We start from the raw sequence: 22035 nt of genomic DNA, 5'->3' as shown, positions 1-22035 counted from the left end.
CTCGTCATTTCTGGCAAAAAGAGACTCCGCCCCGGCGGGGTCTCTTTTTTTATTGCGCCCGGGCAGACCTCGAAACTGGCGCGGTACTTTGTTAACAAATCAAACAAAATAAACCATCTGAAAGGGTTTTCATTGAGGTGAAAACCCTTTCACTAATGAAATTTTATTTCATTTTGGTAATTATTATTCTGTGGTTGTCTGGAATTAAGCCGATAAATGGCCGTAATTCCCTGAAATAAGAAAATGTTTTCAAAACTTTCTGGAAGGAAATACGTAATTGCATTTCAAAAATGCGAGTTGCGTCATGTGAGCCGTTTGCCGCTTGGGATAATATTCATCTCGCACACAATGCTCTTACAGCGCGGAACTAATACAAGGAAAGGCTCATGAAAAAGAAATTGCTGTCATCCCTGATCGGTCTGGCCACTCTTGGCGTCGCTTGCTCTGCTACTGCTGCCATCGATGAAGGCCAGCTGACCATCTGGATCAACGGTGACAAGGGATACAACGGTCTGGCTGAAGTGGGTAAGAAGTTTGAAGCAGAAACCGGCATCAAGGTTACTGTGGCTCACCCGGATCAGGTTGAAGTGAAATTCCAGCAAGCCGCCGCCACTGGCAACGGCCCGGACATCTTCTTCTGGGCTCACGACCGTTACGGTGAGTGGGTCAAAGCCGGTTTGCTGGTTCCGGTAACGCCGAACGCTGCCACCAAAGGCAAATTTGAACAGCTGGCATGGGATGCCATGACTGTTGATGGCAAAACCTATGGCTACCCGGTTGCCATGGAAGCAGTCAGCCTGATTTATAACAAGGACCTGCTGCCCGAGCCGCCGAAAACCTTCGAAGAGATCGCCAAGATTGACGAGACTCTGAAGAAAAACGGCAAGCGCGCCATCATGTGGGCTTATGACACCCCGTATTTCAGCTATCCGCTGGTGGCTGCCAACGGTGGTTACGCCTTCAAGAAAACCGCTACCGGTTATGACGTCAAAGATACCGGCGTGAACAACGCAGGTGCCAAGATGGGCGTGGGCTACATCTCCGAGATGATCAAGTCCGGTCACCTGGAAAAAGGCATCGACTACGGTGTGATGGACGCCAAGTTCAACAAGGGCGAAGTGGCCATGATGATCAATGGTCCCTGGGCCTGGAGCAACCTGGACAAGAGCGGCATCAAGTACGGCGTAGCGCCGCTGCCGACCCTGAACGGCAAGCCAGCCAAAGCCTTCGTTGGCGTACTGGGTGCCACCATCAACGCCGCCAGCCCGAACAAGGATCTGGCTATCGAGTTCCTGGAAAACTACCTGCTGACCGATGCCGGTCTGGCGCCGGTTAACGCCGACAAGCCGCTGGGTGCCGTTGCGCTGAAATCCTTCCAGAAGACCCTGGAATCCGATCCGCACATCAAGGCCACCATGCTGAACGCCCAGGCTGGCGAGCCGATGCCATCCGTTCCCGAGATGAGCCGTTTCTGGTCTTCCTTCGAAACTGCCCTCAAGAACGTGACCTCCGGTCGTCAGGGTGTTGACGAAGCTCTGGATACCGCTGCCAAGCGTATCGTTCAGTAAGCACGCACTACCCGGGAGGCCGTCATGGCCTCCCACTCTCTCAAATCTCTCTTGGCGTTATAAAGGTTAATTGGCATGGAAGTAGTACCTTCTGTTGAGTCCTATGCCGGTCCGAAGGATAAGCACACCTGGCTTAAGTGGACCATAGCGGCCCTGGTTGCCATCCTCAACGGCTACGCAGCCGTGATGATGTACGCCAGTGGCGAGTGGGTATTCGCGCTGCTGGATCTGGTGGTGGTTTCCGTCGGTCTGTATGTCTTCATGAACAAGAAGACCTATGCCCATCGCTACATCTTTCCGGGTGTTGCGGGCATGGTTGTGTTTATCATCTTCCCTCTTGCCTACACCATTGGCATTGCCTTCACCAACTATTCGGGGTCCAACTTGCTCTCCGTGGAGCAGGCGCGGGACTACCACCTGAAGAAAACCTACAAGGTGGCGGGCGGTGAATTCGATTTTACCCTGCTGGGTGGCGACAACGGCCAGTTCCAGTTGCTGCTGACACAGGATGATCAATCCTTTATCAGCCAACCTGTTTCCCTGATGACCAACAAGGCCCGTGAGCTGGCGTCCCGCGAGGGCCGTGTGCAGAACACCCAGCAAGTGGTCGAGCTGCAGCCCTTCACTGGCGAAGCGGCCAGCAAGGCCGCACCGATCCGCGCCATTGTTGAGCATCGTACTCACCTGAGTGACCTTGATCTGGTGCTGCCGGATGGCGGTACCCACCTGACCCTGAGCAGCCTGCGCAAGTTTGCCGCCCAGAAGCAGCAATACATCCGCTTGGTTGATGGTATCAAGCTCGAATCCGGCGTGGTGATCAAAGACAGCAACCTGCTGCGTGATACCCAGAATGGCGAGCTGATGCTGCCCAATGGCGAGACCGGCTTCTATCAGTACATCGACGAACAGGGTCAGTTTGTCGGCAAGGGTATTGCTCCGGGCTTTGTGGTGAGCGTCGGTTGGAAGAACTTCGCGCGCATCGTCACCGATCCGGGCATCCAGTCACCCTTCCTGCAGATCTTCATCTGGACCGTGATCTTTTCAACCTGTTCTGTCGCCTTCACCCTGGCTATCGGCATGGTGCTGGCCTGTCTGGTGCAGTGGGAAGAGCTCAAGGGGCGCGGTTTCTATCGAGTCATGCTGATCCTGCCCTACGCGATTCCGGCGTTTATCTCCATCCTGGTGTTCAAGGGGTTGTTCAACCAGAACTTCGGTGAGATCAACATGTTCCTGGAAGCGGCGTTTGGCATCAAACCGGACTGGTATACCAACCCCTTCCTGGCCAAGGTGATGATCCTGATTGTCAACACCTGGCTCGGCTACCCCTACATGATGATCCTCTGCATGGGCCTGCTCAAAGCCATTCCGGAAGATCTCTATGAAGCGTCCGCCATGGACGGTGCCGGCCCGGTACAGAACTTCTTCAAGATCACCGTGCCGCTGCTGATGAAGCCGCTGACACCGCTGTTGATTGCCTCGTTCGCCTTCAACTTCAACAACTTCGTGCTTATCCAGTTGTTGACCAACGGTGCGCCCGACATCATCGGCGCCAGCACCCCGGCCGGTACCACCGACCTGCTGGTGAGTTATACCTACCGGATTGCGTTCCAGGGATCGGGTGGTCAGGACTACGGTCTGGCCAGTGCCATCGCCACCGCTATCTTCCTCATCGTGGGTGCGCTGGCGCTGCTCAACCTGAAATTGTCCAAAGCCGACAAGCAGCTGTAAGGAGGCTTCAACATGGCAATCGTACAACCCAAATCAGTCAAATACCGGGTGTGGGCAACCCACCTGGTCATGTGGGGCTTCCTGGCGCTGATCATCTTCCCGTTGATCATGGTTATCGCCATCTCGTTCCGTAACGGTAACTTCGCGGTAGGGGAGATCATCCCCTCCAATCCGACGCTGGATCACTGGAAGCTGGCGCTGGGCATGTCCATCACCAACGCCGACGGCAGCATCACGCCGCCGCCGTTCCCGGTGCTGACCTGGTTGTGGAACTCCATCAAGATCGCCGGCATCACAGCCCTGATGATCGTGACGCTCTCCACCACTTGTGCTTACGCCTTTGCCCGCCTGCGTTTCCGTGGCAAGTCCACCATCCTGCAGGGCATGCTGATTTTCCAGATGTTCCCGGCGGTGTTGGCGCTGGTAGCCATCTACGCGCTCTTTAACAAGATTGGTGACTATATTCCCTGGCTGGGTCTCAACACCCACGGTGGCCTGATCCTGGCGTACATGGGGGGGATTGCCCTGCACGTCTGGACCATCAAGGGCTACTTCGAGACCATCGACTCCTCCCTGGAGGAGGCGGCGGCCATCGACGGTGCGACCCCGTGGCAGGCATTCCGTCTGATCCTGTTGCCCCTGTCGGTGCCCATCCTGGCGGTAGTGTTTATTCTGGCCTTTATCGGTTCCATTACCGAGGTGCCCATGGCCTCCATCCTGCTGCAGGATGTGAACAATCTGACCCTGGCGGTCGGGGCCCAGCAGTACCTCTATCCGCAGAACTATCTGTGGGGTGATTTCGCGGCGGCCGCAGTGCTCTCCGGTTTCCCCATCACAGTGGTCTTCCTGCTGGCACAGCGCTGGTTGGTTGGCGGTCTGACTGCTGGTGGTGTGAAAGGTTAAGTTTATGGCCGGGGGAGCTGACTCCCCCCGCTATCACGATTTGCAAAGATTCAAGAGCGGAGCTCGTCATGGCTGAAGTAGTACTCAACAACGTTCGCAAAAATTACGATCCGGCTGTTCACAAGGACACCCTGCGCAATATCAATCTCTCCATCAAGGAGGGCGAGTTCATCGTCTTCGTCGGCCCGTCCGGCTGTGGTAAATCCACCCTGCTGCGGATGATCGCGGGTCTGGAAGACATCACCAGCGGTGAGCTGACCATCGGTGGTCGCTACATGAACGACGTGCCGCCGGTAGAGCGCAACGTCGGCATGGTGTTCCAGTCCTACGCCCTTTATCCGCACATGAACATCTACGAGAACATGGCCTTTGGTCTGAAGCTCAAGAAGATGGACAAAGAGAACATCCACAAGCGGGTGATGCGCGCCGCCGAGATCCTGGGTCTCGAGCCGCTGCTGGACAGAAAGCCCAAGGCGCTCTCCGGTGGTCAGCGTCAGCGGGTCGCCATCGGTCGCTCCATCGTGCAGCAGCCGCAGGTGTTCCTGTTTGACGAACCGCTCTCCAACCTGGATGCCGCCCTGCGGGTCAAGATGCGGATCGAGATCGCCAAGCTGCACAAGGAGCTTAACTCCACCATCATCTACGTGACCCACGATCAGGTGGAAGCGATGACCCTGGCCGACAAGATTGTGGTGCTGAGCCCGCTCAAGGCCGAAGCTGCCACCAACCTGGAACAGTTCGGTTCACCGCTGGATCTCTACCACAACCCGGACAACAAGTTCGTGGCGGGCTTTATCGGCTCTCCCAAGATGAACTTCCTGGCGGGCGAGTTGCTGGAGATTGGCGAGCAGGAGTGCCTGGTCAAGTTGACCTCTGGCGATACCGTGCGGGCTCGGGTCGATGCCCGCAGTGGCGCTGTGGGTGACAAGGTGGAGCTGGGTATTCGCCCCGAGCACCTGATGCCGCTGGATCACCCCCATGCGCACAGCAAGGTGAGCGGGATCGTGCAGGTGGCCGAGCACCTGGGCGCCGAGTCCTTCGTTTATATGGATGTGGATGGTCACGACTTTACCGTCAAGGCCACCTCGGATGTTGATGTGGCGACCGGTCAGACCTACAGCGTGGGTATCCCGGCCGAAGCCTGCTACCTGTTCGATGCCAAGGAGCAGGCGTTCCCCCGTACCGCCAAATATATCCGTACCTGATTTTTTGTTGTGCCGGTTTTCCTTTCTTAATAATCAATGCCTTTTTGCCGGTCGTCAGACCGGCTTTTTATTGCCTGCGATTTGAACACGCAGATAGGCAAGGTAACCCGGTTCAAGCCTCGAGTTCGGCGGTAATATCGGGCACAAAGGTCTGGCTGGCCAGCGGCGGGCGTTCATACCCTTCGGTCTTGATGGGGGGGAGTTTGATGGGCTCGTAGTGGATCGCCTCGTAGGGCACCTTGCTCAGCAGATGGGCGATGCAGTTGAGGCGGGCACGGCGCTTGTCGTCCGCCTCCACCACGAACCAGGGGCAATCCTCGGTGTCGGTGTAGGTGAACATGTCATCCTTGGCGCGGGAGTACTCCACCCAGCGCGAGCGGGACTGCAAATCCATCGGGCTGAACTTCCAGCGCTTGATGGGGGTGTTGATCCGCTCTTTAAAGCGCTTCTCCTGCTCCTCGTCACTGACCGAGAACCAGTATTTGATCAAGGTGATGCCGGAGCGGATCAGCATCCGCTCAAACTCGGGGCAGGCGCGCAGAAATTCGCGATACTCGGCGTCGCTGCAAAATCCCATCACCCGCTCGACTCCGGCCCGGTTGTACCAGGAGCGGTCAAACAGCACCATCTCGCCAGCGGCGGGCAGGTGGGCCACATAACGCTGAAAGTACCACTGGGAGCGCTCCCGATCGGAGGGGGCGGGCAGCGCCGTGACCCGGCAGACCCGGGGGTTGAGCGGCTCGGTGATCGCCTTGATGACGCCCCCTTTACCGGCGGCGTCCCGTCCCTCGAACAGCACCACCACCTTCAGTCCCTCCTGCTTGACCCACTCCTGCAGCTTGACCAGCTCCTCCTGCAGATGGGCAAGGTGGTGCTCGTAGCACTTCTTGTCCAGACGCGGCCGCTTCTTGCTCTTCTCCTTCGCCATGGGCTTCTCCTTTTGGCATCCTTTCATGGGTGACTTCTTTGAGTCACTGTCAGCTTGCACTAGGGAGGCGTCACCTGCCAAGGGGGACGTGATACACTGCCCGCCCATCGCTGGCAACAGGAGATAACATGAAGCATTTTATGGAGATAGCGGGCCGTCGGATGGCCTATCTGGACGAAGGGCAAGGGCCGGTACTGCTGTTTGGCCACAGTTATCTGTGGGACAGCGCCATGTGGGCGCCGCAAATCGAGGCGCTCAAGGGCAGCTATCGCTGCATCGTTCCCGAGCTGTGGGGCCACGGCGATTCCGACCAGCTCCCCGAAGGTGGCTGCACCTTGGCGACTCTGGCGCGGGATCACCTGGCGCTGCTCGATGCCCTCGGGGTTGACGAGTTCGTACTGGTGGGCCTCTCCATCGGCGGCATGTGGGGTGTTGAGCTGGCGCGCATGGTGCCAAACCGCCTCAAGGGGCTGGTGCTGATGGATAGTTTTGTCGGCTTGGAACCGCAGATCACCTGCGAGCGCTACCTCGGCATGCTGGCGATGATCGAGCAGCTCGGCACCGTGCCGGCGCCCATCATCGAACAGGTGGCGCCTATCTTCTTTGCCAACCAGCCCGATGCCGACTTGCTGGCCGATTTCAAGGCGCGTCTGGCCGCTTGGCCAAACGAGAAGATTGCCGCCATGGTGGCGGTGGGCCGCAGCTTTGTGACCCGCGAAGATCGTATCGAGTGGCTGGAGGAGATCACCACTCCCGCGCTGGTGATGACCGGCTGCGAGGACAAGGCCCGTCCGGTGCTGGAGGGCTATCTGATGGCCGAGGTGCTGGGTTGCCCGTTCAGGGAGATCCCGATGGCTGGCCACATCTCGTCGCTGGAAAATCCGTCCTTCGTCAATCAGGCGCTGGCTGAGTTTCTGGCCGAGCTGTAAGCCTGAATAGGCAGCTTGAGCAGGCTGTACTACCAGCCTGATGATGGCCGTGAAAAAGGGAGCCGAGGGCTCCCTTTTGTTTGTTCTTATCTCACGGTGCATCACCGTTACCAGATATAGCCGAGCGCAAAACCCGCATAGAGCTCACCATCGTGCTGGACGATGGGGCTGTTTTTGATGTCCCGATCATACCATTCGTAGTTCATGGCAAACATGCCAATCCAGTTGGGGCTGAAGCGGTAGCTGGTGATGAGGGCCGCCATTGGGGATAGGGTGGTACCGGTATCCCAAGCGGGCCGCTGTGCGGTTGCCTCGCTCTCGGAGATGCCGCCGAAGTAGTAGTTGGCCATCTTGTCGCTGCGCAGCATCAGCCCCATCCCCGGCATGATCAGCAGGTTGTCGCGCAGGATGGGGAAGTCGGCCCACAGCAGCAGCTCCTGCCCCTTGCTGCGGCCGGTGACATCGCTGTTGGCCCGCACGGTCAGCAGGGCATAGGGGGTGATGATGTTGCCACCGATCCCGCCTTCCAGCTGCCATTTTCGCTGCTCCATACCACTGAAAGCGGGCGAGTCCTCGGGATCCAGATTACCAAAACGGACCCGACCATAGCCGTAGAGGGCCACGTTATCATCCTTGTGGAAGTAGTAGCGCGCCCGATCGCCGAGAAACATGAATTGCTTGCCGAAGTAGATAAAGCCCGGGATGGCGTAGGTGGCATTATCCTGCGCCTCATAGCGGGCCTGTCCCCCGATGAGCGCCGCTCCGGCGACAAAGCCTTGTGGCACCGGGCTGGTGGGGCTGTCGCTGGTGAGCAGATCCATGGAACCAAGGTCGATATCGGCGCGGGCGGGCAGGGCGGCAGCGAGGAGCAGGGCCGTCAGCCCTGCTGCTCTGATTTGACGAAAAAAGGTCATGGACACTCCGTTGTCACGATTGCAGGGGAAGCAGGTTATTTTGCGGCACTAGGCATCTCTTCACGTTTTGGCCAGGCATTGATCACCGCCTTGACCAGAGTGGCGAGGGGAATGGCAAAGAAGACCCCCCAGAATCCCCACAAGCCGCCAAACACCAGCACGGCGATGATGATGGCCACAGGATGGAGGTTGACCGCTTCCGAGAAAAGCACCGGCACCAGCAGGTTGCCATCGAGGGCCTGAATGACCAGATAGGCCACCATCAGCCAGGCGAATTCGGGGGTGAGCCCCCACTGGAACAGGGCCACCATGGCTACCGGAACCGTCACCACGGCGGCGCCGATATAAGGGATCAGCACCGAGAAGCCGACCGCGACCGCCAGCAGCACCGAGTAGCGCAGTCCCATCAGGGCGAAGGGAACATAGGTGGCGATGCCGACGATGAGGATCTCGATCACCTTGCCGCGGATGTAGTTGATGATCTGGTTGTTCATCTCGACCCACACCCGGTTGACCAGGGTGCGGTTGCGCGGCAGGAAGCGGCGCAGGCTGCCCATCAGTACCCGCTTGTCTTTGAGCATAAAGAAGACCATCAGCGGTACCAGAATGAGGTAGATCATGATGGCAACCACGTTGACCAGCGAGCTGAGGGAGGCGCTCACCAGATGCTCGCCGCCACTGAGGATACGCTGGCGAATATTATCGATGACGGTCTCCACCAGACTGACGTCGATGAGCTCGGGGTAGCGGTCGGGCAGGGTGCGCACATAATCCTGAGCGTGGGTCAGCATGGCGGGCGCCTCTTTGGCCAGATTGATCCCCTGACTCACCAGCGTCGGGATAAGACCCAGCAAGGAGGCCACAGCCACCGCAATAAAGAGGATCAGGATGACGCTGGTGGCCAGGGTGCGCGACAGCCCCGCTTTTTGCAGCCGGGCGACCGGCCACTCCAGCAGGTAGGCCATTACCAGCGCCACCAGCAGGGGAGCCAGCAGGTCGCCAAACAGCCATAGCACCGCAAAGCCAAACACCAGCAACAGGAACAGGGTAACGGCATCGGGATCGGAAAAACGGGTCTGATACCAGCGCTTCAATACTTCTAACATGACTGCATCCTTACATCACTGGGGCTCAAGATGGTTGCTTCGCCCCGACAACCAACTGCAAAGAGAGGGTATTGTCCGGTTGTTGCTGCATCTCGACATGGTGGCCCTGACGGTGCAGATAGGCCGGAATATCCTGCCGGGAGCCCGCATCGGCCAGCCGGATGGTGACGGTTTGACCGCTTTGGGCCTTCCTTAACCAGAGCTTGAGCCGGATCAGCGGCTCGGGGCAACGCCAGGGGGTCAGGTCGAGAATTTCCATGGGGGCTCCATCAGGCAGGTGGCCGCTATTATGGCCGTGATAAGAGCATGAAACAACGCTTGTAGCCCTTGATGGGCAAGGGTATTCTGCCGAGGCCCTTTCTGATGGAGATAGAGATAACGTGGCACGTTTTTCCCCCTGATGGCATCGCTTCCCCTGCTGGCTTCCCTGATGGGCGCCACGTTTCATGCCGAGGCCAACAATCAGCTTCCCGACATCGGCACGGCCGGGGTGGCGGCCCTGCCCATCGAGCAGGAAGTGCGTTACGGCAACGCTTTTATGCGCTTTGCCCGTGCGGGTCTGCCGATCATCGATGATCCGGTGCTGAGCCAGTACATTGATGATCTGGGTCAGCGATTGCTGACCAACGCCGATGGGGTGCGTTTCCCGTTTACCTTCTTCCTCATCAATGATCCCAGCATCAACGCGGCCGCCTTCCTCGGCGGGCGAGTCAAGGTGCACACTGGCCTCTTCCTCTACGCCGACAGCGAGAGCGAGCTGGCCTCGGTACTGGCCCACGAAATCACCCACGTGACCCAGCGCCACATCGCCCGTTATATGGAGGCGCAGGCGAGCAGCTCGGCGGTGACCCTGGCCGGTCTGGTGGGCTCCATCGCGCTGGCGGTGATCAACCCGACTGCCGGTATCGCTGCGTTGCAGACTACGCTGGGTCTCTCCATGCAGTCGGCCATCAACTACACCCGCGACAACGAATATGAAGCGGATCGCATCGGCATGAAGACTCTTTATGATGCCGGTTTCGACCCCATGGGGATGGCCAACTTCTTCCAGAAACTGGCTGCCGAGTACCGTTACGCCAGCAAGCCGCCGGAAATGCTGCTCACTCACCCGCTGCCGGAGACCCGGATCAGCGAGGCCCGCGCCCGAGCAGGCAGCTATGGCCGCCGCGACTTGCCGCCCAGCCTCGACTTCTGGCTGGCCAAGGTGCGGATTCAGGTGCGTTTTGGTACCGATACCCCGCAGGGGCTGCTGAGCTACTTCGATAGCCGGATCCAGAAGGGGGATTACCCGCTCAAGGATGCCGCCATCTATGGCAAGGCGCTGGCGCTGATCCAGCTCAAGCGTACCGACGAGGCTGATACCCTGATGCAGGAGCTGGCGGCCCGTCATCCGGAAGATCTCTTTATCGTCGATGCCCAGACCGACATCGATCTGGCCAAGGGGCGCAGTGCCCAGGCCATCGCGCGCCTCGAGAAGTTCCGCAGCCGGATGCCGGATAACGAAGTGGTGGTAGTCAACCTCGGCAACGCCTACCTCGAGAGCGGCAACTACAAGAAGTCCATCGCCATCCTCGACCCCTATGCCCGTGCCCATGAGGAGAACAATCTGGCCTGGAACCTGCTGGCCGATGCCTATCGCAAGGCGGGCAGAATGACCGAGCTGCATATGGCGCGGGCCGAGATGCTCGCACTGCGCGGGGATTATCAGGCGGCTATCGACGAGCTGATCGTGGCACGCGGTACCACCAGCGATCGGATGACCCTGGCTCGTCTGGAGGCGCGCATCACCGAGCTGGAGCGGGCCAAGAAGGATCTCGACAGCCTCAAGGGCTAACGAAACCTATCAAACAAGGGCGCACTATGGTGCGCCCTTGTTGTTTATGGCGGTGGCGTTGATGTGGGGGACGGTGATAGCAGCGATGGGCTAGTGACTCATGCCGCTGGCGGTCGCCTTGAGCATCTCGATCTGCTGCTGGTCGAGCTCGCCGACCAGCGTCTGCTTGAGCTTGCCCTCGCTATCGAGCAGATAGCTGGTGGGCAGGCCGCTTGGGCGAGGGAAGGGGAGCCTGGCATCTTCATTGGCAATAAGGAGGGGCACCTTGATGTGATACTGCGCAGCCAGCTTGTCCAGCTCTGCTGGCGTGGTCGGGTCGTAGTTGATGGCCACCACTGTGATCTGGCCTTCTGCCGCCAGCGCGTTGAGGCGCGGCATCTCCCGCAGGCAGGGGGCGCACCAGGGGGCGAAGTAGTTGACCAGCAGCGGCTTGCCGGCAAAGTGGCGCAGGCTGACCGACTGCCCTGTTGCATCGGTAAATTCGGGGGCGGGTGTGCAGGCGCCCAGCAGGCCCGCCACAATCAGCCAACAAATTCGTTTCAATTCCTTTCCACTGCCGCTTACCCTGACCATCACTTTCCCCTACAATAGCGCCGTTTCTAGTCCCATCTTGCGATTAATCAGGGAGTTACCATGAGCGAGACCCAAATCTACCATAATCCGCGCTGCTCCAAGAGTCGCGAAACCCTGGCCCTGCTGGAACAGCACGGGATCGCCCCTGATGTGGTGCTCTATCTGGAGCAGGCCCCGAGCGAAGATGAGATCCGCAACCTGCTCTCTCTGCTCGGTTTTAGCGATCCCCGCCAGCTGATGCGCACCAAGGAGGATCTCTACAAGGAGCTGGGATTGGCCGATGTCAGCGGTGATGCCCTTATTCGCGCCATGCACCAGCATCCCAAGCTGATCGAGCGCCCCATTGTCATCAAGAATGGTCAGGCCCGCATTGGTCGCCCGCCGGAGCAGGTGCTGGAGATCCTCAAGTGAGCACCCGCTTCGCACGTTGGCTGACTCTGGTCGGCTTCTTTGGTCTGTTGGGCTGGGTCATCCTCTGGCATCTGTGGCTATCACCCCATCCGGACCTCAACCCTTGGCTGCTGCCGGTGATCTGGACGGTCCCGCTGCTCTTCCCTCTCAAGGGGATAGTGCAGGGCAACCCCTACACCCACGCCTGGGGCAACTTCGTGTTGATGCCCTATTTCCTGCACGCCCTTACCTTGATCACCACGGATGAGGGGGAGCGGTGGCTGGCGGTGGTGGAGCTGGTCTTCACCACTCTCGCCTTTGTCGGCACCATCTATTACGCCCGACTGCGTGGTCGGGAGCTGGGCTTAAGCATTCGCAAAAAGAAAGACGAAGCCAACTGATGGCAAATGCCCCGCAAGGGGCGTTTTTTATGGGGAAGCAGCGTTATCCAGAGGGATCACTGTGCCCCGTGGGCTGCCCGATATTGGGCCAGCTGCTGCTGGCTAAAGTCCATCAGCGCGGGATAGAAGCGCAGAAATCCCGCCTCGCATGTTTGCCACTGCGACTCATCGAGGGTCAGCAGCGCCTCTCCCAGTTGTACCGGGCGGCGCAGTCGGCGACCGATGCCATTTAGCGCTTGCCCCAGCCCCTCCCTGTGGCGGTAGGAGGCGATCCAGTTCTGCTCGGCCATCCGTTTGAGGGGGAGTGGCAGTCCGTCCGGCAGGCGTGGGTGATCCGCCAATAGCTGCTCATAACTGCGTTGCAGGAAGCGGGACAGGGGCTCGGTGCTGAACAGTCCCCAGTGCAGGCTCAGCAAGTGGTCGTAGATCATATCAACCACTATGCCGCCAAAGCGGCGCCAGGGGGCCTCGAAACAGGCGACGGCCGCCTTGTGCTCGGGGTGGCTGTCGGTGAAAGCGTCAATTTTGCGGTGTAGCCAGATCCCCTCATCGAAGTGGGCGGCAAGCCCCGTGGGCAGCGTGCCTTTGACGAAATCGCCGAGCAGATTGCCGGTGAGGGAGCTTCGGGTGTGGGCAGCCAGATGGAGATGGGCCAGAAAATTCATCGGTTGTTGTGGGTCTGTTATGGGATGGCAAGGTGCTTCGAGCCTAACGGATCCCGCCTGCCTTGACCATGATCGGGATTTTGCTACTGCCCTGTGGCTGCCTCTTGCCGGGCAAATTTAGGGCGTGCTAAGGTGATTGCCATCTTTGTCACAGGACGCGACAAACCACCATGATGCGCAAAGCCAGAGGTTTTTTTCTGGCCTTCTACTTCAAGCCTTTCTATCTCTCCGAGTGGTTCGACGAATAGATCGAACCTCTGGAGCAGTTCACTGACGCCCGCTTGGGCGTGATCTCGCTCATCCAGATTTTGCCGCTTTTGGTCATCGCATGTATTCGCCTGCGGTGCCTTGTCCGCGCCTGTGCGCTTTTTATGTAATGGAGTACACATGATGAAGATCAGACTGACCCTCTCAGCCCTGTTTGTTGCCAGCCTGCTGGCCACCCCCGCCATGGCCAAGGAGTGGAAAACCGTGCGCTTCGGGGTGGAGGGGGCCTACCCGCCCTTCTCCTGGACCGATGCGTCGGGCGAGATCAAGGGGTTTGATATCGATCTCGCCAACGCCCTTTGTCAGCAGATGGCGGTCAAGTGCGAGTTGGTGGCGCAGGATTGGGACGGCATGATCCCGGCCCTGCTGTCGCGCAAATACGATGCCATCATCGCCGCCATGTCGATCACCGACGAGCGGCGCCAGAAGGTCGATTTCACCGAGAAATATGCCCATATTCCCAATCGCTTTGTTGCGGCCAAGGGGACCGAGCTGACGCTGACCCCGGAAGGCATGGCGGGCAAGCGCATCGGGGTGCAGCGGGCCACCACCCACGATAAGTACCTGACCGACAATTTTGGCTCGAATGTCACCATCGTCCGTTACGGCAATGCCGATGAGGCCTATCTCGATCTGAAGGCGGGTCGGGTGCTGGCCCTGCTGGCCGATGCCTCTGCCATTGAGCAGGGGCTCCTTGGCAAAGAGGGGGGCGACAAGTTCGATTATGTGGGGCCCGCCCTGACCGATCGCCAGTGGTTTGGTGATGGCATGGGGATCGCCGTGCGCAAGAGCGATAAGGAGCTCAAGGGCAAGCTGGACGAGGCGATCAAGGCCCTGCGTGCCAATGGCACCTATCAGCAGATCAACCAGAAGTACTTCAAGTACGATATATATGGTGGTTGACGGGGGAGGGAGCTTGCTCCCTCTCTTTTCATTGGACAAGCGACAATCGTGCAAGGAGGATCGCCATGTTGACCCTGATCGAGGGAGCCGAGATCTTCAGCCCCACCCACCTTGGCCAGCAGGATCTGCTGGTGACCGATGGCCGTATCGCCTGGATGGGCAAGGGGTTGACGGTGCCCGCAAACTGGCCGCTGCACAGGGTCGATGGTCGTGGCCGCTATCTGGTGCCCGGACTGGTGGATCCGCTGGCCCATATCACCGGCGGCGGCGGTGAGGGGGGCTTTGCCTTTCGCACCCCGGAGCTGGCGGCGAGCGAGGCGCTCAGGGCCGGCGTCACTACCCTGGTGGCGGCGCTTGGCACCGACAGCCTGACCCGCACTCCCGCGCAGGTGCTCGGCAAGGTGCGCGAGTTTCGCGCCGCCGGGGTGAGCGCTTTTATGTATACCGGCTCTTACCATCTGCCGGTCAAGACCCTGACCGGCACGGTGGAGTCGGACATCATCCTGATCCCCGAGGTATTGGGGGTGGGGGAGGTGGCCATCAGTGACCACAGATCCAGTGCGCCGACCCACGACGAGCTGGCCAGGCTTGCCAGCGAGGCGCGGGTGGCCGGGCTACTTGCGGGCAAGAGCGGGGTCAGCTTCTTTCATGTCGGGGATGGCAAGGGGGCATTGGCCCCCCTGCGGGCCCTGCGCGATAAGACCGATATTCCGCTGCGCCAGCTCTATCCCACTCACTGCAACCGCAACCCCTGGCTCTTTGCCGAGGCCATCGAGTGGGGCAAGGCGGGAGGTTGGGTCGACCTCACCACCTCGAGCTTTCCCGATCTGCTGGAGGATGGCGAGCGGCTTGCCGCCGATGCGCTCGTCGAGCTGCTGGCCGCCAATGTGCCTGCCGAGCGCATCACCTTCAGCTCGGATGCCAACGCCAGCCTGCCGCGCTTTGATGGCGAAGGGCGGCTAATCGAGATGCGCTGCGGCCAGATTGCCAGCCTGTGGCAGCAGTGCGTGCGCGCGACCCGGCTCGGTGTCTCGCTGGAGAAGGCATTGGCCGCGGTGACGAGCAATTCGGCGCAGGCGCTGGGGCTTGGCAGCAAGGGGCGTATCGGGGTTGGGCAGGATGCGGATCTGCTGCTGGTGCACGACCGGACGTTTGCTATCGAACGGGTGATGAGTGGCGGCCAGTGGCGCGAATAAGGCTGTGGGCAATATCGCAGCCAGTGCGAGAGCATGGTTGCTCCAAACAGCAAAAGCCCGACAACAAGGTCGGGCTTTTTTATCTGCAATGTGGGAATAAGGCTTAGATCGCCAGAAACCCGAGGATCAGGATGGGGCCGAGCAGGCTCAGGATAAAGCCGGAGACAATGGCCACCGGCACCACCTGAATGCCCCCTGATTTCTGGATAACCGGCAGGGTGAAGTCCAGCGCCGTGGCGCCGCCGTAACCGATGGCCGCCGAGGGGTGGCGTCGCATCAGGACCGGGATGATCAGAATGGCGATAAGCTCGCGCCCAAGATCGTTGATAAAGGCAGCAGAGCCGAGCACCGGCCCCAGTTTGTCGGCCACCAGAATGCCGGAGAGCGAATACCAGCCGAAGCTCGAGCTCATCGCCAGACCATGGGCAAAGGGCATGCCCAGCAACTGGGCCGCCAGCAGGCTGCCCAGCCAGCTGCTGAGGATGACGGTGGCGGCTATCTTCATCCCCCAGGGGTTGAGCAGGATCTGGCGCAGCCGCATGCCAGAGTTGCGCATCTGCACCCCGATGAGAAACAGCAGCAGCATCAGTGCCCACTCGCTCCACTTGTCGATGGGCAGGGCGCGCAGATCCAGCAGTAGACCCAGCAGCACGCCGCCGAGCACCACAAAGCAGAGCTGCAGGGATTCCCACAGCAGGTGCAGCTTGCTCGGCATCTTGGCATCGCTCGCCTCATGGGTCGGCGGTGTGCGCTTGTCGAGCCACCAGAGGGCCAGCAGGTTGCAGAGCGTGATCGCGGTGAGCATCACCCCGGCGACCTTGAAGATCACCGCCAGATTGCTGCCCAGGTTCTCCACATAGGCAAGCCCGAGCCCCATCAGAAACAGAATGAGGTAGACCATCTTGCCCAGACTCTGGTTGACCAGCTTGATCAGCCGGGCAGAGGAGAGGGGAACCAGATAGCCGATTGCCAGTGGCAACAGGATCAGCAACACATTGAGCAGCATCGAGGCCTCGATCACAAAAACTGATAAAAACACCACCTTATCATTACTTATTGGCTCTGTGTCACATATCTATCGCTTTCATGGCCGAAAACAGCCCTTTTGGGGGCAGATTGTTACTTTTTTGCCACAACCTCTCTGTTTGATAAGGTTCTGTGCGAGCCCGAGTGCACCAATGAAATCAAGTTGATCCGATCGGGGGGCCGATAATTCGCTCGGCAAGGGGATGCATAAAGCCATTTTGGTGCCGGTTTGGCACACATCACGCTTTTCTCTTGCCACTGATATGATTGGGGTATAAAAATGCGGTATCGGAATAGCCATTGAAACGGCTGTTTATGCAAACAAAGTGCTGAAAAATACGCAAAGAGCGAATAAAAATAGAGCGAATCCCCTGAAGACCCTCGTTCTGTATTGTTTTTTCACTATCCGGGTGATATTTTCGCTGAAGGTTGCCATCGGTTAACTTTTTGTTAAATGGACGATGGTTGAGTCACGCCCCCTGCGGCGTCTAGGGACAGACAAGGTTGTAATGGATGAGCGACGTTGCCGCACTGGAAGTACGTGATCTGCACAAATATTTTGGCACCCACGAAGTGCTCAAGGGCATCGACATGACCGCCCACAAGGGGGATGTGATCTCCCTTATCGGCTCCTCCGGCTCGGGGAAGTCGACCTTTCTTCGTTGTATCAATCTGCTCGAAACCCCCTCATCCGGCACAGTCTCGCTCCATGGCGAGTTGATCCGGATGAAAACCAGCCGCGCCGGCGAGCGGTTGCCCGAGGATATGCGTCAGGTGGAGCGGATCCGCAGCCGACTGGCCATGGTGTTTCAAAGTTTCAATCTCTGGTCACACATGACCATCATGCAGAACATCATCGAAGTGCCGATCCAGGTGCTCAAGGTGCCTCGCGCCGAAGCACTGGCCAAGGCAGAGCAACTGCTCAACCGGGTTGGACTCTGGGAGCGGCGTGACTACTATCCCGGCCACCTCTCCGGTGGTCAGCAGCAGCGGGCCGCCATTGCCCGTGCGCTGGCGGTAGAGCCCGAGGTGATGCTATTCGATGAACCCACCTCGGCGCTGGATCCCGAGCTGGTGGGGGAGGTGCTCGGCTTGATGCGCGAGCTGGCCGAAGAGGGGCGCACCATGCTGGTGGTGACCCACGAGATGTCGTTTGCCCGGGATGTATCGAACAAGGTGATGTTTCTGCATCAGGGGCGGGTGGAAGAGGAGGGCAACCCCAAGGAGATTTTCGCCCATCCCAAATCCGAGCGGTTCAAGCAATTCATCTCATCCATCTACTGATGGCGGGATGCCTGGTTACCCAATCAACTGTTTTATCAAGGAGAGATACATGAACAAGCTGATGCTGGCGACAGCCGTAGTTACTGCCCTCGCGTCCGGTAGCCTGATGGCCAAGGAGTGGAAAGAGGTCCGGATCGGGGTTGAGGGTGCCTATCCCCCCTTTTCCTGGACCGAGCCCAGTGGCGAGGTGAAAGGTTTTGATATCGACATCGCCAACGCCCTGTGCGAAGAGATGAAAGTGAAGTGCACCCTGGTCAAGCAGGACTGGGACGGCATCATTCCGGCGCTGCTGTCACGCAAGTTTGACGCCATCATCGCCACCATGGACATCACCGAAGAGCGCAAGAAGAAGGTGGACTTCACCCAGAAGTACCAGCACATTCCGGCCCGCTTTGCCGCCAAGAAGGGCACTGATGTGCAGCTCGACAAAGCCTTTATGGAAGGCAAGTCCGTCGCGGTGCAGCGTGCAACCTCCATGGATACCTTTATTACCGACAACTTCCCCAACGCCACCATCAAGCGTTACGGTACGGCCGATGAAGCCTATCTCGATCTGAAATCCGGTCGTGTGGACTATGTGCTGGCCGACTCTGCCGCCATCACCGACGGTCTGTTGAAGAAAGAGGGCGGTGATGCCTTTGAATTCGTCGGCCCGAAACTGACCGATCCCAAGTGGTTTGGCGAGGGTGCCGGTATTGCGGTGCGCAAGGCTGACAAGGATCTGAAAGAGAAATTCAATGCCGCCATTCTGGCGCTGCGTGCCAACGGCAAGTACAAGGAAATCAACGACAAGTACTTCGAGTTCGACGTATACGGCGAGTAAGTCCAAAGACGTCTACGGCAAGTAACGACAGGTTGATCCCGTCAGTAGTCATCGGGCCCGTCACCTCCCTGAGGGAGTTTACGGGCCCGCATTGATTGCAATGGAACTGCACATATTTCATTCGGACTGCTATGGAGCCTTCTGGTTAGCAGGTGCGTGAAGATTCAGTGGCGATGGAGCTGCATATGTTTGATTTGAAAGGATACGAAGCCTCGCTGCTGGAGGGCGCCTGGGTCACCCTGGAAGTGGCGCTGGCCTCCCTGCTGCTGGCGTTGCTGCTGGGGATGCTGGGGGCGCTGGCCAAACTCTCTCCCTACAAGTGGGCCCGGGCCATCGCCACCGGCTACACCACCATTATTCGCGGTATCCCCGATCTGGTGCTGATGATGCTGCTCTTCTTTGGCGGCCAGGTGCTGATCAACGGTATCTGCACCTGGGTCAACGAGACTTACAACAGCTGGTTACTGGAGAGTAATCCCAATCAGGAGTGGGTCTCCCTGCTTCCGGACTATATCGACATCAGCCCCTTTGTGGCCGGTGTCGCGACCATCGGCTTTATCTTCGGCGCCTACATGACCGAGACCTTTCGCGGCGCCATTCTGGCGGTGGACAAAGGTGAGCTGGAGGCCGCACGGGCCTTTGGCATGCGGGCAACCCAGGTGTTTGTCCGGATCCTCTTCCCCCAGATGATGCGCCACGCTCTGCCGGGGTTTGGCAACAACTGGCTGGTGCTGCTGAAAACCACCGCGCTGGTCTCCATCATCGGCCTCGATGACATGGTGCGCAAAGCCTCGTTGGCGGCGGGCTCGACCCAGCAACCCTTCACCTTCTACATGGCGGTGGCGTTAATTTTCCTGATCTTCACCGCAGTCTCCACCTCGGCGCTCAAGTGGGCCGAGCGTCACTATGCCATCAAGACGAGGTAAGCCATGTCGTACTCAATGCAGTCATCCGTTTACTGTGAGCGTCGCGGTGCCAGTGCCGAGCGTCACTACATCACGATGAAGACGAGGTAAGCCATGGATTTCTCAATCATTCTCAAAGAGTGGCCCACCTACTGGGAGGGGCTCTATACCACCGTCTGGCTGGTGGCCCTCTCTCTGATCCTTGGGTTGATGCTGGCGGTGCCCATGGGCATTCTGCGCAACAGCCGCAACTGGTTGATCAAGGGGCCGATCTGGGCCTATATCTACTTCTTTCGCGGCACCCCGCTGCTGGTGCAGCTCTTTATCATCTACTACGGCGCTGCCCAGTGGGAGTGGCTGAAGAACAGTGCCGCCTGGTCGCTCTTCTCCGAAGCCTGGTTCTGTGCGCTGCTGGCCTTCACCCTCAATACCGCCGCTTATACCGCCGAGATCGTGCGCGGGGCGGTACACAATATGCCGCGCGGCCAGATTGAGGCTGCCAACGCCTTTGGCATGACCCGCTGGCAGACCCTGACCCGGATCATTTTGCCCAACTCGTTTCGTCGGGCGCTGCCGGCTTACAGCAACGAGGTGATCTTCATGCTGCAGGGCTCGGCGGTGGCGGGCATCATCACCATCGTCGATCTGACCGGCGCGGCGCGGATCATCAACTCCCGCTACTACAGTCCGTTCGAGGCGTTTTTGACCGCAGGGCTGCTTTATATGCTGCTCACCTTTGTCATCGTCTGGCTGTTCAAGAAGTGGGAAGCGCGCTGGCACGCCCACCTGCGTCCGCGCAATGTGTGATTGTTGTGGGATGAAAATAACGTGTCATCCTACATGGAATCAAAAGCCGCCAATAATGGCGGCTTTTGATTCCTATTCGAGAGTAAAGCATCAAAGCGATTGATATAGTTCAATCCCTCCAGATGAACATATAGTCTCATCATGTTGCTTAACTTTTTCCTCAAACATCTAGAATGACTGCGCTTATTTAACCTCTGGCATTTCTGCCCGGTTCATCTTCTGCAACTCTCCATCTCCAGTAGAAGTCTGGTTTCACCCACACTACGCTGTCTTTTGTCTTGGTCAAAAATGCATCTAGAACTTGCTTGGCTAAGACTTGATTTCCATCAACATTTTCGCGCAAGAGCTCGTCACTGCTATTTTTAACCAGATAGTCCACAACGTCATCTTGGTATAAGCACCCATCACGTTCGAGCATTTGGACCATCCACTGAGACACATCAGTTGGCGTCACTCCTATGTCCCCTTTTTTCGTACCAGCGTCAAAGATTCTTCAGGAAATTTACTTTTATCAATTTTCTTCCCTGCGAACCATTGAGCGTAATAGGTGCCTTTGAATTCATCGGTGCTACCATGGAAGACTATTGATTCTATGGCCATATCTGGGCCACCTGCAGATAGTTTTACAATGTCACCGATTTCATAAAGTGGTTGGCGTTTTTGAGTCATAGCTTGTCCTTATCTTGGTTTATGTCTCAAGTCTATTTGGGGGCTGTGTATTGAAAAATCAACATGTATTTAGGTGTTTTATGAATCCTTATAGAAAATTTTATTTTCAAGAATGAAACTCTATATTCATCTCACAACTGGCAACCGAAATAACAGCAGCCCCACCATATTGGCGGTTTTTTTAGCCCCACCATGTTCAGGTCAATGGTTTTGCTGTGTAGTCACAGAGCCGTGCCCTATGCCTACCCGGTTTGCTAAATAGTGCCCGAGCAGGGAGAATGCAGCACTCCCGAGCGCAGCCAGCCGTTGGCTGTGAGCCTTATCCCCCAGTTCCCGAGGTTTTATGTACCGGATATTGTTTGAGCATCCCGCTTTCCTGGTTATCGACAAGCAGCCCGGCATCGGCATGCATAACGAGAAGGGCGACGGTGAGTCGGTCAATCCGGGACTGGTTAATCGCGTGAAGGCAGATACCGGGCTCACCCTCTATCCGGTGCACCGGCTCGACAAGATGACCTCCGGCTTGGTGCTGCTGGCCCGCACCACAGAGGCGAATCGCGAGCTGAGCATGGCCTTTGCGGCCCGTGAGGTGAGCAAACAGTATCTGGCGCTCTCCGATCGCAAGCCGAAGAAGAAGCAGGGCTGGGTGAAAGGGGATATGCAAAAGGGGCGCGGTGGTAGCTGGATGCTAGTGCGTACTCTGGATAACCCTGCCATCAGCTGGTTTGATTCGGTGTCGGTGCGCGAGGGGCTGCGGCTCTATCGCATCAAGCCCCAGACCGGCAAGACCCACCAGATCCGGGTTGCCCTCAAAAGCATCGGCGCCCCCATTCTCGGGGATGAGCGCTATGGCGGCACACCAGCCGATCGCGGCTATCTGCACGCCTGGCGACTGAGTTTTACGCTGGCGGGCGAGCCGTTCGACTTTGTCTGCCCGCCCGATGTGGGGAGTGAATTTGTCACTCCCGAACTCACGGCAGCCATCGCAGCCCTTGCGCCCTGATGCTTATG

Annotated in this window: 24 protein-coding genes; 15 read left to right on the top strand and 9 right to left on the bottom strand. The window is 58.3% G+C overall.

Annotation, left to right across the window (positions count from 1 at the left end):
• Nucleotides 1-386: 386 nt before the first annotated feature.
• The 4 genes from malE (at nt 387) to ACTG27_RS08180 (ending at nt 5404) form a co-directional block, all read left to right on the top strand.
• A complete protein-coding gene (malE, locus tag ACTG27_RS08195; protein WP_005333871.1) occupies nt 387-1568 on the top strand; it encodes a maltose/maltodextrin ABC transporter substrate-binding protein MalE in 1182 nt (393 codons plus the stop codon).
• A 75-nt stretch (nt 1569-1643) separates the two neighbouring features.
• On the top strand, nt 1644-3296 hold the full coding sequence (gene malF, locus ACTG27_RS08190) for a maltose ABC transporter permease MalF (protein ID WP_042053124.1): 1653 nt from the start codon (nt 1644-1646) through the stop codon (nt 3294-3296).
• A gap of 12 nt (nt 3297-3308) precedes the next feature.
• A complete protein-coding gene (malG, locus tag ACTG27_RS08185) occupies nt 3309-4199 on the top strand; it encodes a maltose ABC transporter permease MalG (RefSeq protein ID WP_005333868.1) in 891 nt (296 codons plus the stop codon).
• A 68-nt stretch (nt 4200-4267) separates the two neighbouring features.
• On the top strand, nt 4268-5404 hold the full coding sequence (locus ACTG27_RS08180; protein ID WP_005333867.1) for an ABC transporter ATP-binding protein: 1137 nt from the start codon (nt 4268-4270) through the stop codon (nt 5402-5404).
• A 112-nt stretch (nt 5405-5516) separates the two neighbouring features.
• Here ACTG27_RS08180 and ppk2 read toward each other — a convergent pair whose 3' ends face one another.
• Entirely contained in the window at nt 5517-6332 is an 816-nt protein-coding gene (gene ppk2 / locus ACTG27_RS08175; protein ID WP_005361444.1) for a polyphosphate kinase 2, read from the bottom strand.
• Nucleotides 6333-6460: 128 nt separating this feature from the next.
• On the opposite strand from ppk2, the gene ACTG27_RS08170 reads away from it, so the two are divergent.
• Nucleotides 6461-7261, top strand: coding sequence for an alpha/beta fold hydrolase (locus ACTG27_RS08170; protein ID WP_439979474.1), 801 nt, complete (start codon nt 6461-6463; stop codon nt 7259-7261).
• 107 nt (nt 7262-7368) lie between these two features.
• On the opposite strand, the gene ACTG27_RS08165 is transcribed toward ACTG27_RS08170, so the two are convergent.
• From ACTG27_RS08165 to ACTG27_RS08155, 3 genes are read right to left on the bottom strand one after another with little or no spacing between them, the layout of a single operon-like run.
• Nucleotides 7369-8175: a MipA/OmpV family protein gene (locus ACTG27_RS08165; RefSeq protein ID WP_439979473.1), complete on the bottom strand. Its 807-nt coding sequence runs from the start codon at nt 8173-8175 to the stop codon at nt 7369-7371.
• Between the two features lie 35 nt (nt 8176-8210).
• Nucleotides 8211-9281, bottom strand: a complete 1071-nt coding sequence (locus tag ACTG27_RS08160) for an AI-2E family transporter (protein ID WP_216977475.1) — start codon at nt 9279-9281, stop codon at nt 8211-8213.
• A gap of 25 nt (nt 9282-9306) precedes the next feature.
• Nucleotides 9307-9540, bottom strand: a complete 234-nt coding sequence (locus tag ACTG27_RS08155) for a sulfurtransferase TusA family protein (RefSeq protein WP_139405324.1) — start codon at nt 9538-9540, stop codon at nt 9307-9309.
• Nucleotides 9541-9681: 141 nt separating this feature from the next.
• On the opposite strand from ACTG27_RS08155, the gene ACTG27_RS08150 reads away from it, so the two are divergent.
• Complete coding sequence (locus ACTG27_RS08150) at nt 9682-11115, top strand: beta-barrel assembly-enhancing protease (RefSeq protein WP_026034933.1); 1434 nt, start codon at nt 9682-9684, stop codon at nt 11113-11115.
• Between the two features lie 90 nt (nt 11116-11205).
• Here the strand turns inward: ACTG27_RS08150 and ACTG27_RS08145 are convergent, their stop codons facing one another.
• The gene (locus tag ACTG27_RS08145; protein ID WP_216977476.1) at nt 11206-11688 is read right to left on the bottom strand and encodes a TlpA family protein disulfide reductase; all 483 of its coding nucleotides are present in this window, start codon (nt 11686-11688) and stop codon (nt 11206-11208) included.
• Between the two features lie 60 nt (nt 11689-11748).
• Between ACTG27_RS08145 and arsC the strand changes: the two genes are divergently transcribed.
• Both arsC and ACTG27_RS08135 read left to right on the top strand, forming a co-directional pair.
• On the top strand, nt 11749-12099 hold the full coding sequence (gene arsC / locus ACTG27_RS08140; protein WP_042657676.1) for an arsenate reductase (glutaredoxin): 351 nt from the start codon (nt 11749-11751) through the stop codon (nt 12097-12099).
• On the top strand, nt 12096-12479 hold the full coding sequence (locus ACTG27_RS08135; protein ID WP_005333836.1) for a DUF2069 domain-containing protein: 384 nt from the start codon (nt 12096-12098) through the stop codon (nt 12477-12479). The genes arsC and ACTG27_RS08135 overlap by 4 nt, the downstream gene beginning before the upstream one ends.
• 56 nt (nt 12480-12535) lie before the next feature.
• On the opposite strand, the gene ACTG27_RS08130 is transcribed toward ACTG27_RS08135, so the two are convergent.
• A complete protein-coding gene (locus ACTG27_RS08130; protein WP_429195428.1) occupies nt 12536-13144 on the bottom strand; it encodes an ACP phosphodiesterase in 609 nt (202 codons plus the stop codon).
• A gap of 387 nt (nt 13145-13531) precedes the next feature.
• On the opposite strand from ACTG27_RS08130, the gene ACTG27_RS08125 reads away from it, so the two are divergent.
• Both ACTG27_RS08125 and iadA read left to right on the top strand, forming a co-directional pair.
• Nucleotides 13532-14314 (top strand): ABC transporter substrate-binding protein, encoded by a 783-nt coding sequence (locus ACTG27_RS08125; protein WP_019445361.1) that lies wholly within the window; start codon nt 13532-13534, stop codon nt 14312-14314.
• 65 nt (nt 14315-14379) lie between these two features.
• Nucleotides 14380-15510 carry a beta-aspartyl-peptidase gene (gene iadA, locus ACTG27_RS08120; RefSeq protein ID WP_439979472.1) on the top strand — a complete coding sequence of 377 codons (1131 nt, stop codon included), beginning with the start codon at nt 14380-14382 and terminating at the stop codon, nt 15508-15510.
• Between the two features lie 103 nt (nt 15511-15613).
• Here the strand turns inward: iadA and ACTG27_RS08115 are convergent, their stop codons facing one another.
• Nucleotides 15614-16516: a lysine exporter LysO family protein gene (locus ACTG27_RS08115; RefSeq protein ID WP_439980505.1), complete on the bottom strand. Its 903-nt coding sequence runs from the start codon at nt 16514-16516 to the stop codon at nt 15614-15616.
• Between the two features lie 533 nt (nt 16517-17049).
• Between ACTG27_RS08115 and ACTG27_RS08110 the strand changes: the two genes are divergently transcribed.
• The 4 genes from ACTG27_RS08110 to ACTG27_RS08095 all read left to right on the top strand — a co-directional run bounded on the left by ACTG27_RS08110 (nt 17050) and on the right by ACTG27_RS08095 (nt 20355).
• Entirely contained in the window at nt 17050-17820 is a 771-nt protein-coding gene (locus ACTG27_RS08110) for an ABC transporter ATP-binding protein (protein WP_005337310.1), read from the top strand.
• Nucleotides 17821-17869: 49 nt separating this feature from the next.
• Nucleotides 17870-18643, top strand: a complete 774-nt coding sequence (locus ACTG27_RS08105) for an ABC transporter substrate-binding protein (RefSeq protein ID WP_005337307.1) — start codon at nt 17870-17872, stop codon at nt 18641-18643.
• A gap of 185 nt (nt 18644-18828) precedes the next feature.
• A complete protein-coding gene (locus ACTG27_RS08100) occupies nt 18829-19569 on the top strand; it encodes an ABC transporter permease (RefSeq protein WP_005352911.1) in 741 nt (246 codons plus the stop codon).
• A 93-nt stretch (nt 19570-19662) separates the two neighbouring features.
• On the top strand, nt 19663-20355 hold the full coding sequence (locus tag ACTG27_RS08095; RefSeq protein WP_005337302.1) for an ABC transporter permease: 693 nt from the start codon (nt 19663-19665) through the stop codon (nt 20353-20355).
• Between the two features lie 187 nt (nt 20356-20542).
• Here the strand turns inward: ACTG27_RS08095 and ACTG27_RS08090 are convergent, their stop codons facing one another.
• Both ACTG27_RS08090 and ACTG27_RS08085 read right to left on the bottom strand, forming a co-directional pair.
• Nucleotides 20543-20794, bottom strand: a complete 252-nt coding sequence (locus ACTG27_RS08090) for a DUF6953 family protein (protein ID WP_421283368.1) — start codon at nt 20792-20794, stop codon at nt 20543-20545.
• 17 nt (nt 20795-20811) lie between these two features.
• A complete protein-coding gene (locus ACTG27_RS08085; protein ID WP_159143550.1) occupies nt 20812-21024 on the bottom strand; it encodes a DUF2158 domain-containing protein in 213 nt (70 codons plus the stop codon).
• Between the two features lie 343 nt (nt 21025-21367).
• Here ACTG27_RS08085 and ACTG27_RS08080 point away from each other — a divergent pair, with 343 nt between their 5' ends.
• Entirely contained in the window at nt 21368-22027 is a 660-nt protein-coding gene (locus ACTG27_RS08080) for a TIGR01621 family pseudouridine synthase (protein WP_439979471.1), read from the top strand.
• Nucleotides 22028-22035: the final 8 nt, after the last annotated feature.

The organism is Aeromonas sp. 97A, from assembly GCF_051919185.1.
Lineage (GTDB): Bacteria > Pseudomonadota > Gammaproteobacteria > Enterobacterales > Aeromonadaceae > Aeromonas > Aeromonas veronii.
Note: the sequence above shows the minus strand (reverse complement) of the source record. Positions and strands in the feature narration are given on the sequence as shown.

Excerpts from the sequence above, each read along its gene's own strand:
- ACTG27_RS08125 (WP_019445361.1), top strand. The coding sequence starts at position 13,532 with ATGATGAAGATCAGACTGACCCTCTCAGCCCTGTTTGTTGCCAGCCTG.
- ACTG27_RS08180 (WP_005333867.1), top strand. The coding sequence starts at position 4,268 with ATGGCTGAAGTAGTACTCAACAACGTTCGCAAAAATTACGATCCGGCT.
- malF (WP_042053124.1), top strand. The coding sequence starts at position 1,644 with ATGGAAGTAGTACCTTCTGTTGAGTCCTATGCCGGTCCGAAGGATAAG.
- ACTG27_RS08095 (WP_005337302.1), top strand. The coding sequence starts at position 19,663 with ATGGATTTCTCAATCATTCTCAAAGAGTGGCCCACCTACTGGGAGGGG.
- ACTG27_RS08160 (WP_216977475.1), bottom strand. The coding sequence starts at position 9,281 with ATGTTAGAAGTATTGAAGCGCTGGTATCAGACCCGTTTTTCCGATCCC.
- arsC (WP_042657676.1), top strand. The coding sequence starts at position 11,749 with ATGAGCGAGACCCAAATCTACCATAATCCGCGCTGCTCCAAGAGTCGC.
- ACTG27_RS08165 (WP_439979473.1), bottom strand. The coding sequence starts at position 8,175 with ATGACCTTTTTTCGTCAAATCAGAGCAGCAGGGCTGACGGCCCTGCTC.
- ACTG27_RS08150 (WP_026034933.1), top strand. The coding sequence starts at position 9,682 with ATGGCATCGCTTCCCCTGCTGGCTTCCCTGATGGGCGCCACGTTTCAT.
- malG (WP_005333868.1), top strand. The coding sequence starts at position 3,309 with ATGGCAATCGTACAACCCAAATCAGTCAAATACCGGGTGTGGGCAACC.
- ACTG27_RS08100 (WP_005352911.1), top strand. The coding sequence starts at position 18,829 with ATGTTTGATTTGAAAGGATACGAAGCCTCGCTGCTGGAGGGCGCCTGG.
- iadA (WP_439979472.1), top strand. The coding sequence starts at position 14,380 with ATGTTGACCCTGATCGAGGGAGCCGAGATCTTCAGCCCCACCCACCTT.
- ACTG27_RS08110 (WP_005337310.1), top strand. The coding sequence starts at position 17,050 with ATGAGCGACGTTGCCGCACTGGAAGTACGTGATCTGCACAAATATTTT.
- ACTG27_RS08145 (WP_216977476.1), bottom strand. The coding sequence starts at position 11,688 with ATGGTCAGGGTAAGCGGCAGTGGAAAGGAATTGAAACGAATTTGTTGG.
- ACTG27_RS08155 (WP_139405324.1), bottom strand. The coding sequence starts at position 9,540 with ATGGAAATTCTCGACCTGACCCCCTGGCGTTGCCCCGAGCCGCTGATC.
- ACTG27_RS08085 (WP_159143550.1), bottom strand. The coding sequence starts at position 21,024 with ATGACTCAAAAACGCCAACCACTTTATGAAATCGGTGACATTGTAAAA.
- ACTG27_RS08130 (WP_429195428.1), bottom strand. The coding sequence starts at position 13,144 with ATGAATTTTCTGGCCCATCTCCATCTGGCTGCCCACACCCGAAGCTCC.
- ACTG27_RS08080 (WP_439979471.1), top strand. The coding sequence starts at position 21,368 with ATGTACCGGATATTGTTTGAGCATCCCGCTTTCCTGGTTATCGACAAG.
- ACTG27_RS08170 (WP_439979474.1), top strand. The coding sequence starts at position 6,461 with ATGAAGCATTTTATGGAGATAGCGGGCCGTCGGATGGCCTATCTGGAC.
- ACTG27_RS08115 (WP_439980505.1), bottom strand. The coding sequence starts at position 16,516 with ATGCTGCTCAATGTGTTGCTGATCCTGTTGCCACTGGCAATCGGCTAT.
- ACTG27_RS08105 (WP_005337307.1), top strand. The coding sequence starts at position 17,870 with ATGAACAAGCTGATGCTGGCGACAGCCGTAGTTACTGCCCTCGCGTCC.
- malE (WP_005333871.1), top strand. The coding sequence starts at position 387 with ATGAAAAAGAAATTGCTGTCATCCCTGATCGGTCTGGCCACTCTTGGC.
- ppk2 (WP_005361444.1), bottom strand. The coding sequence starts at position 6,332 with ATGGCGAAGGAGAAGAGCAAGAAGCGGCCGCGTCTGGACAAGAAGTGC.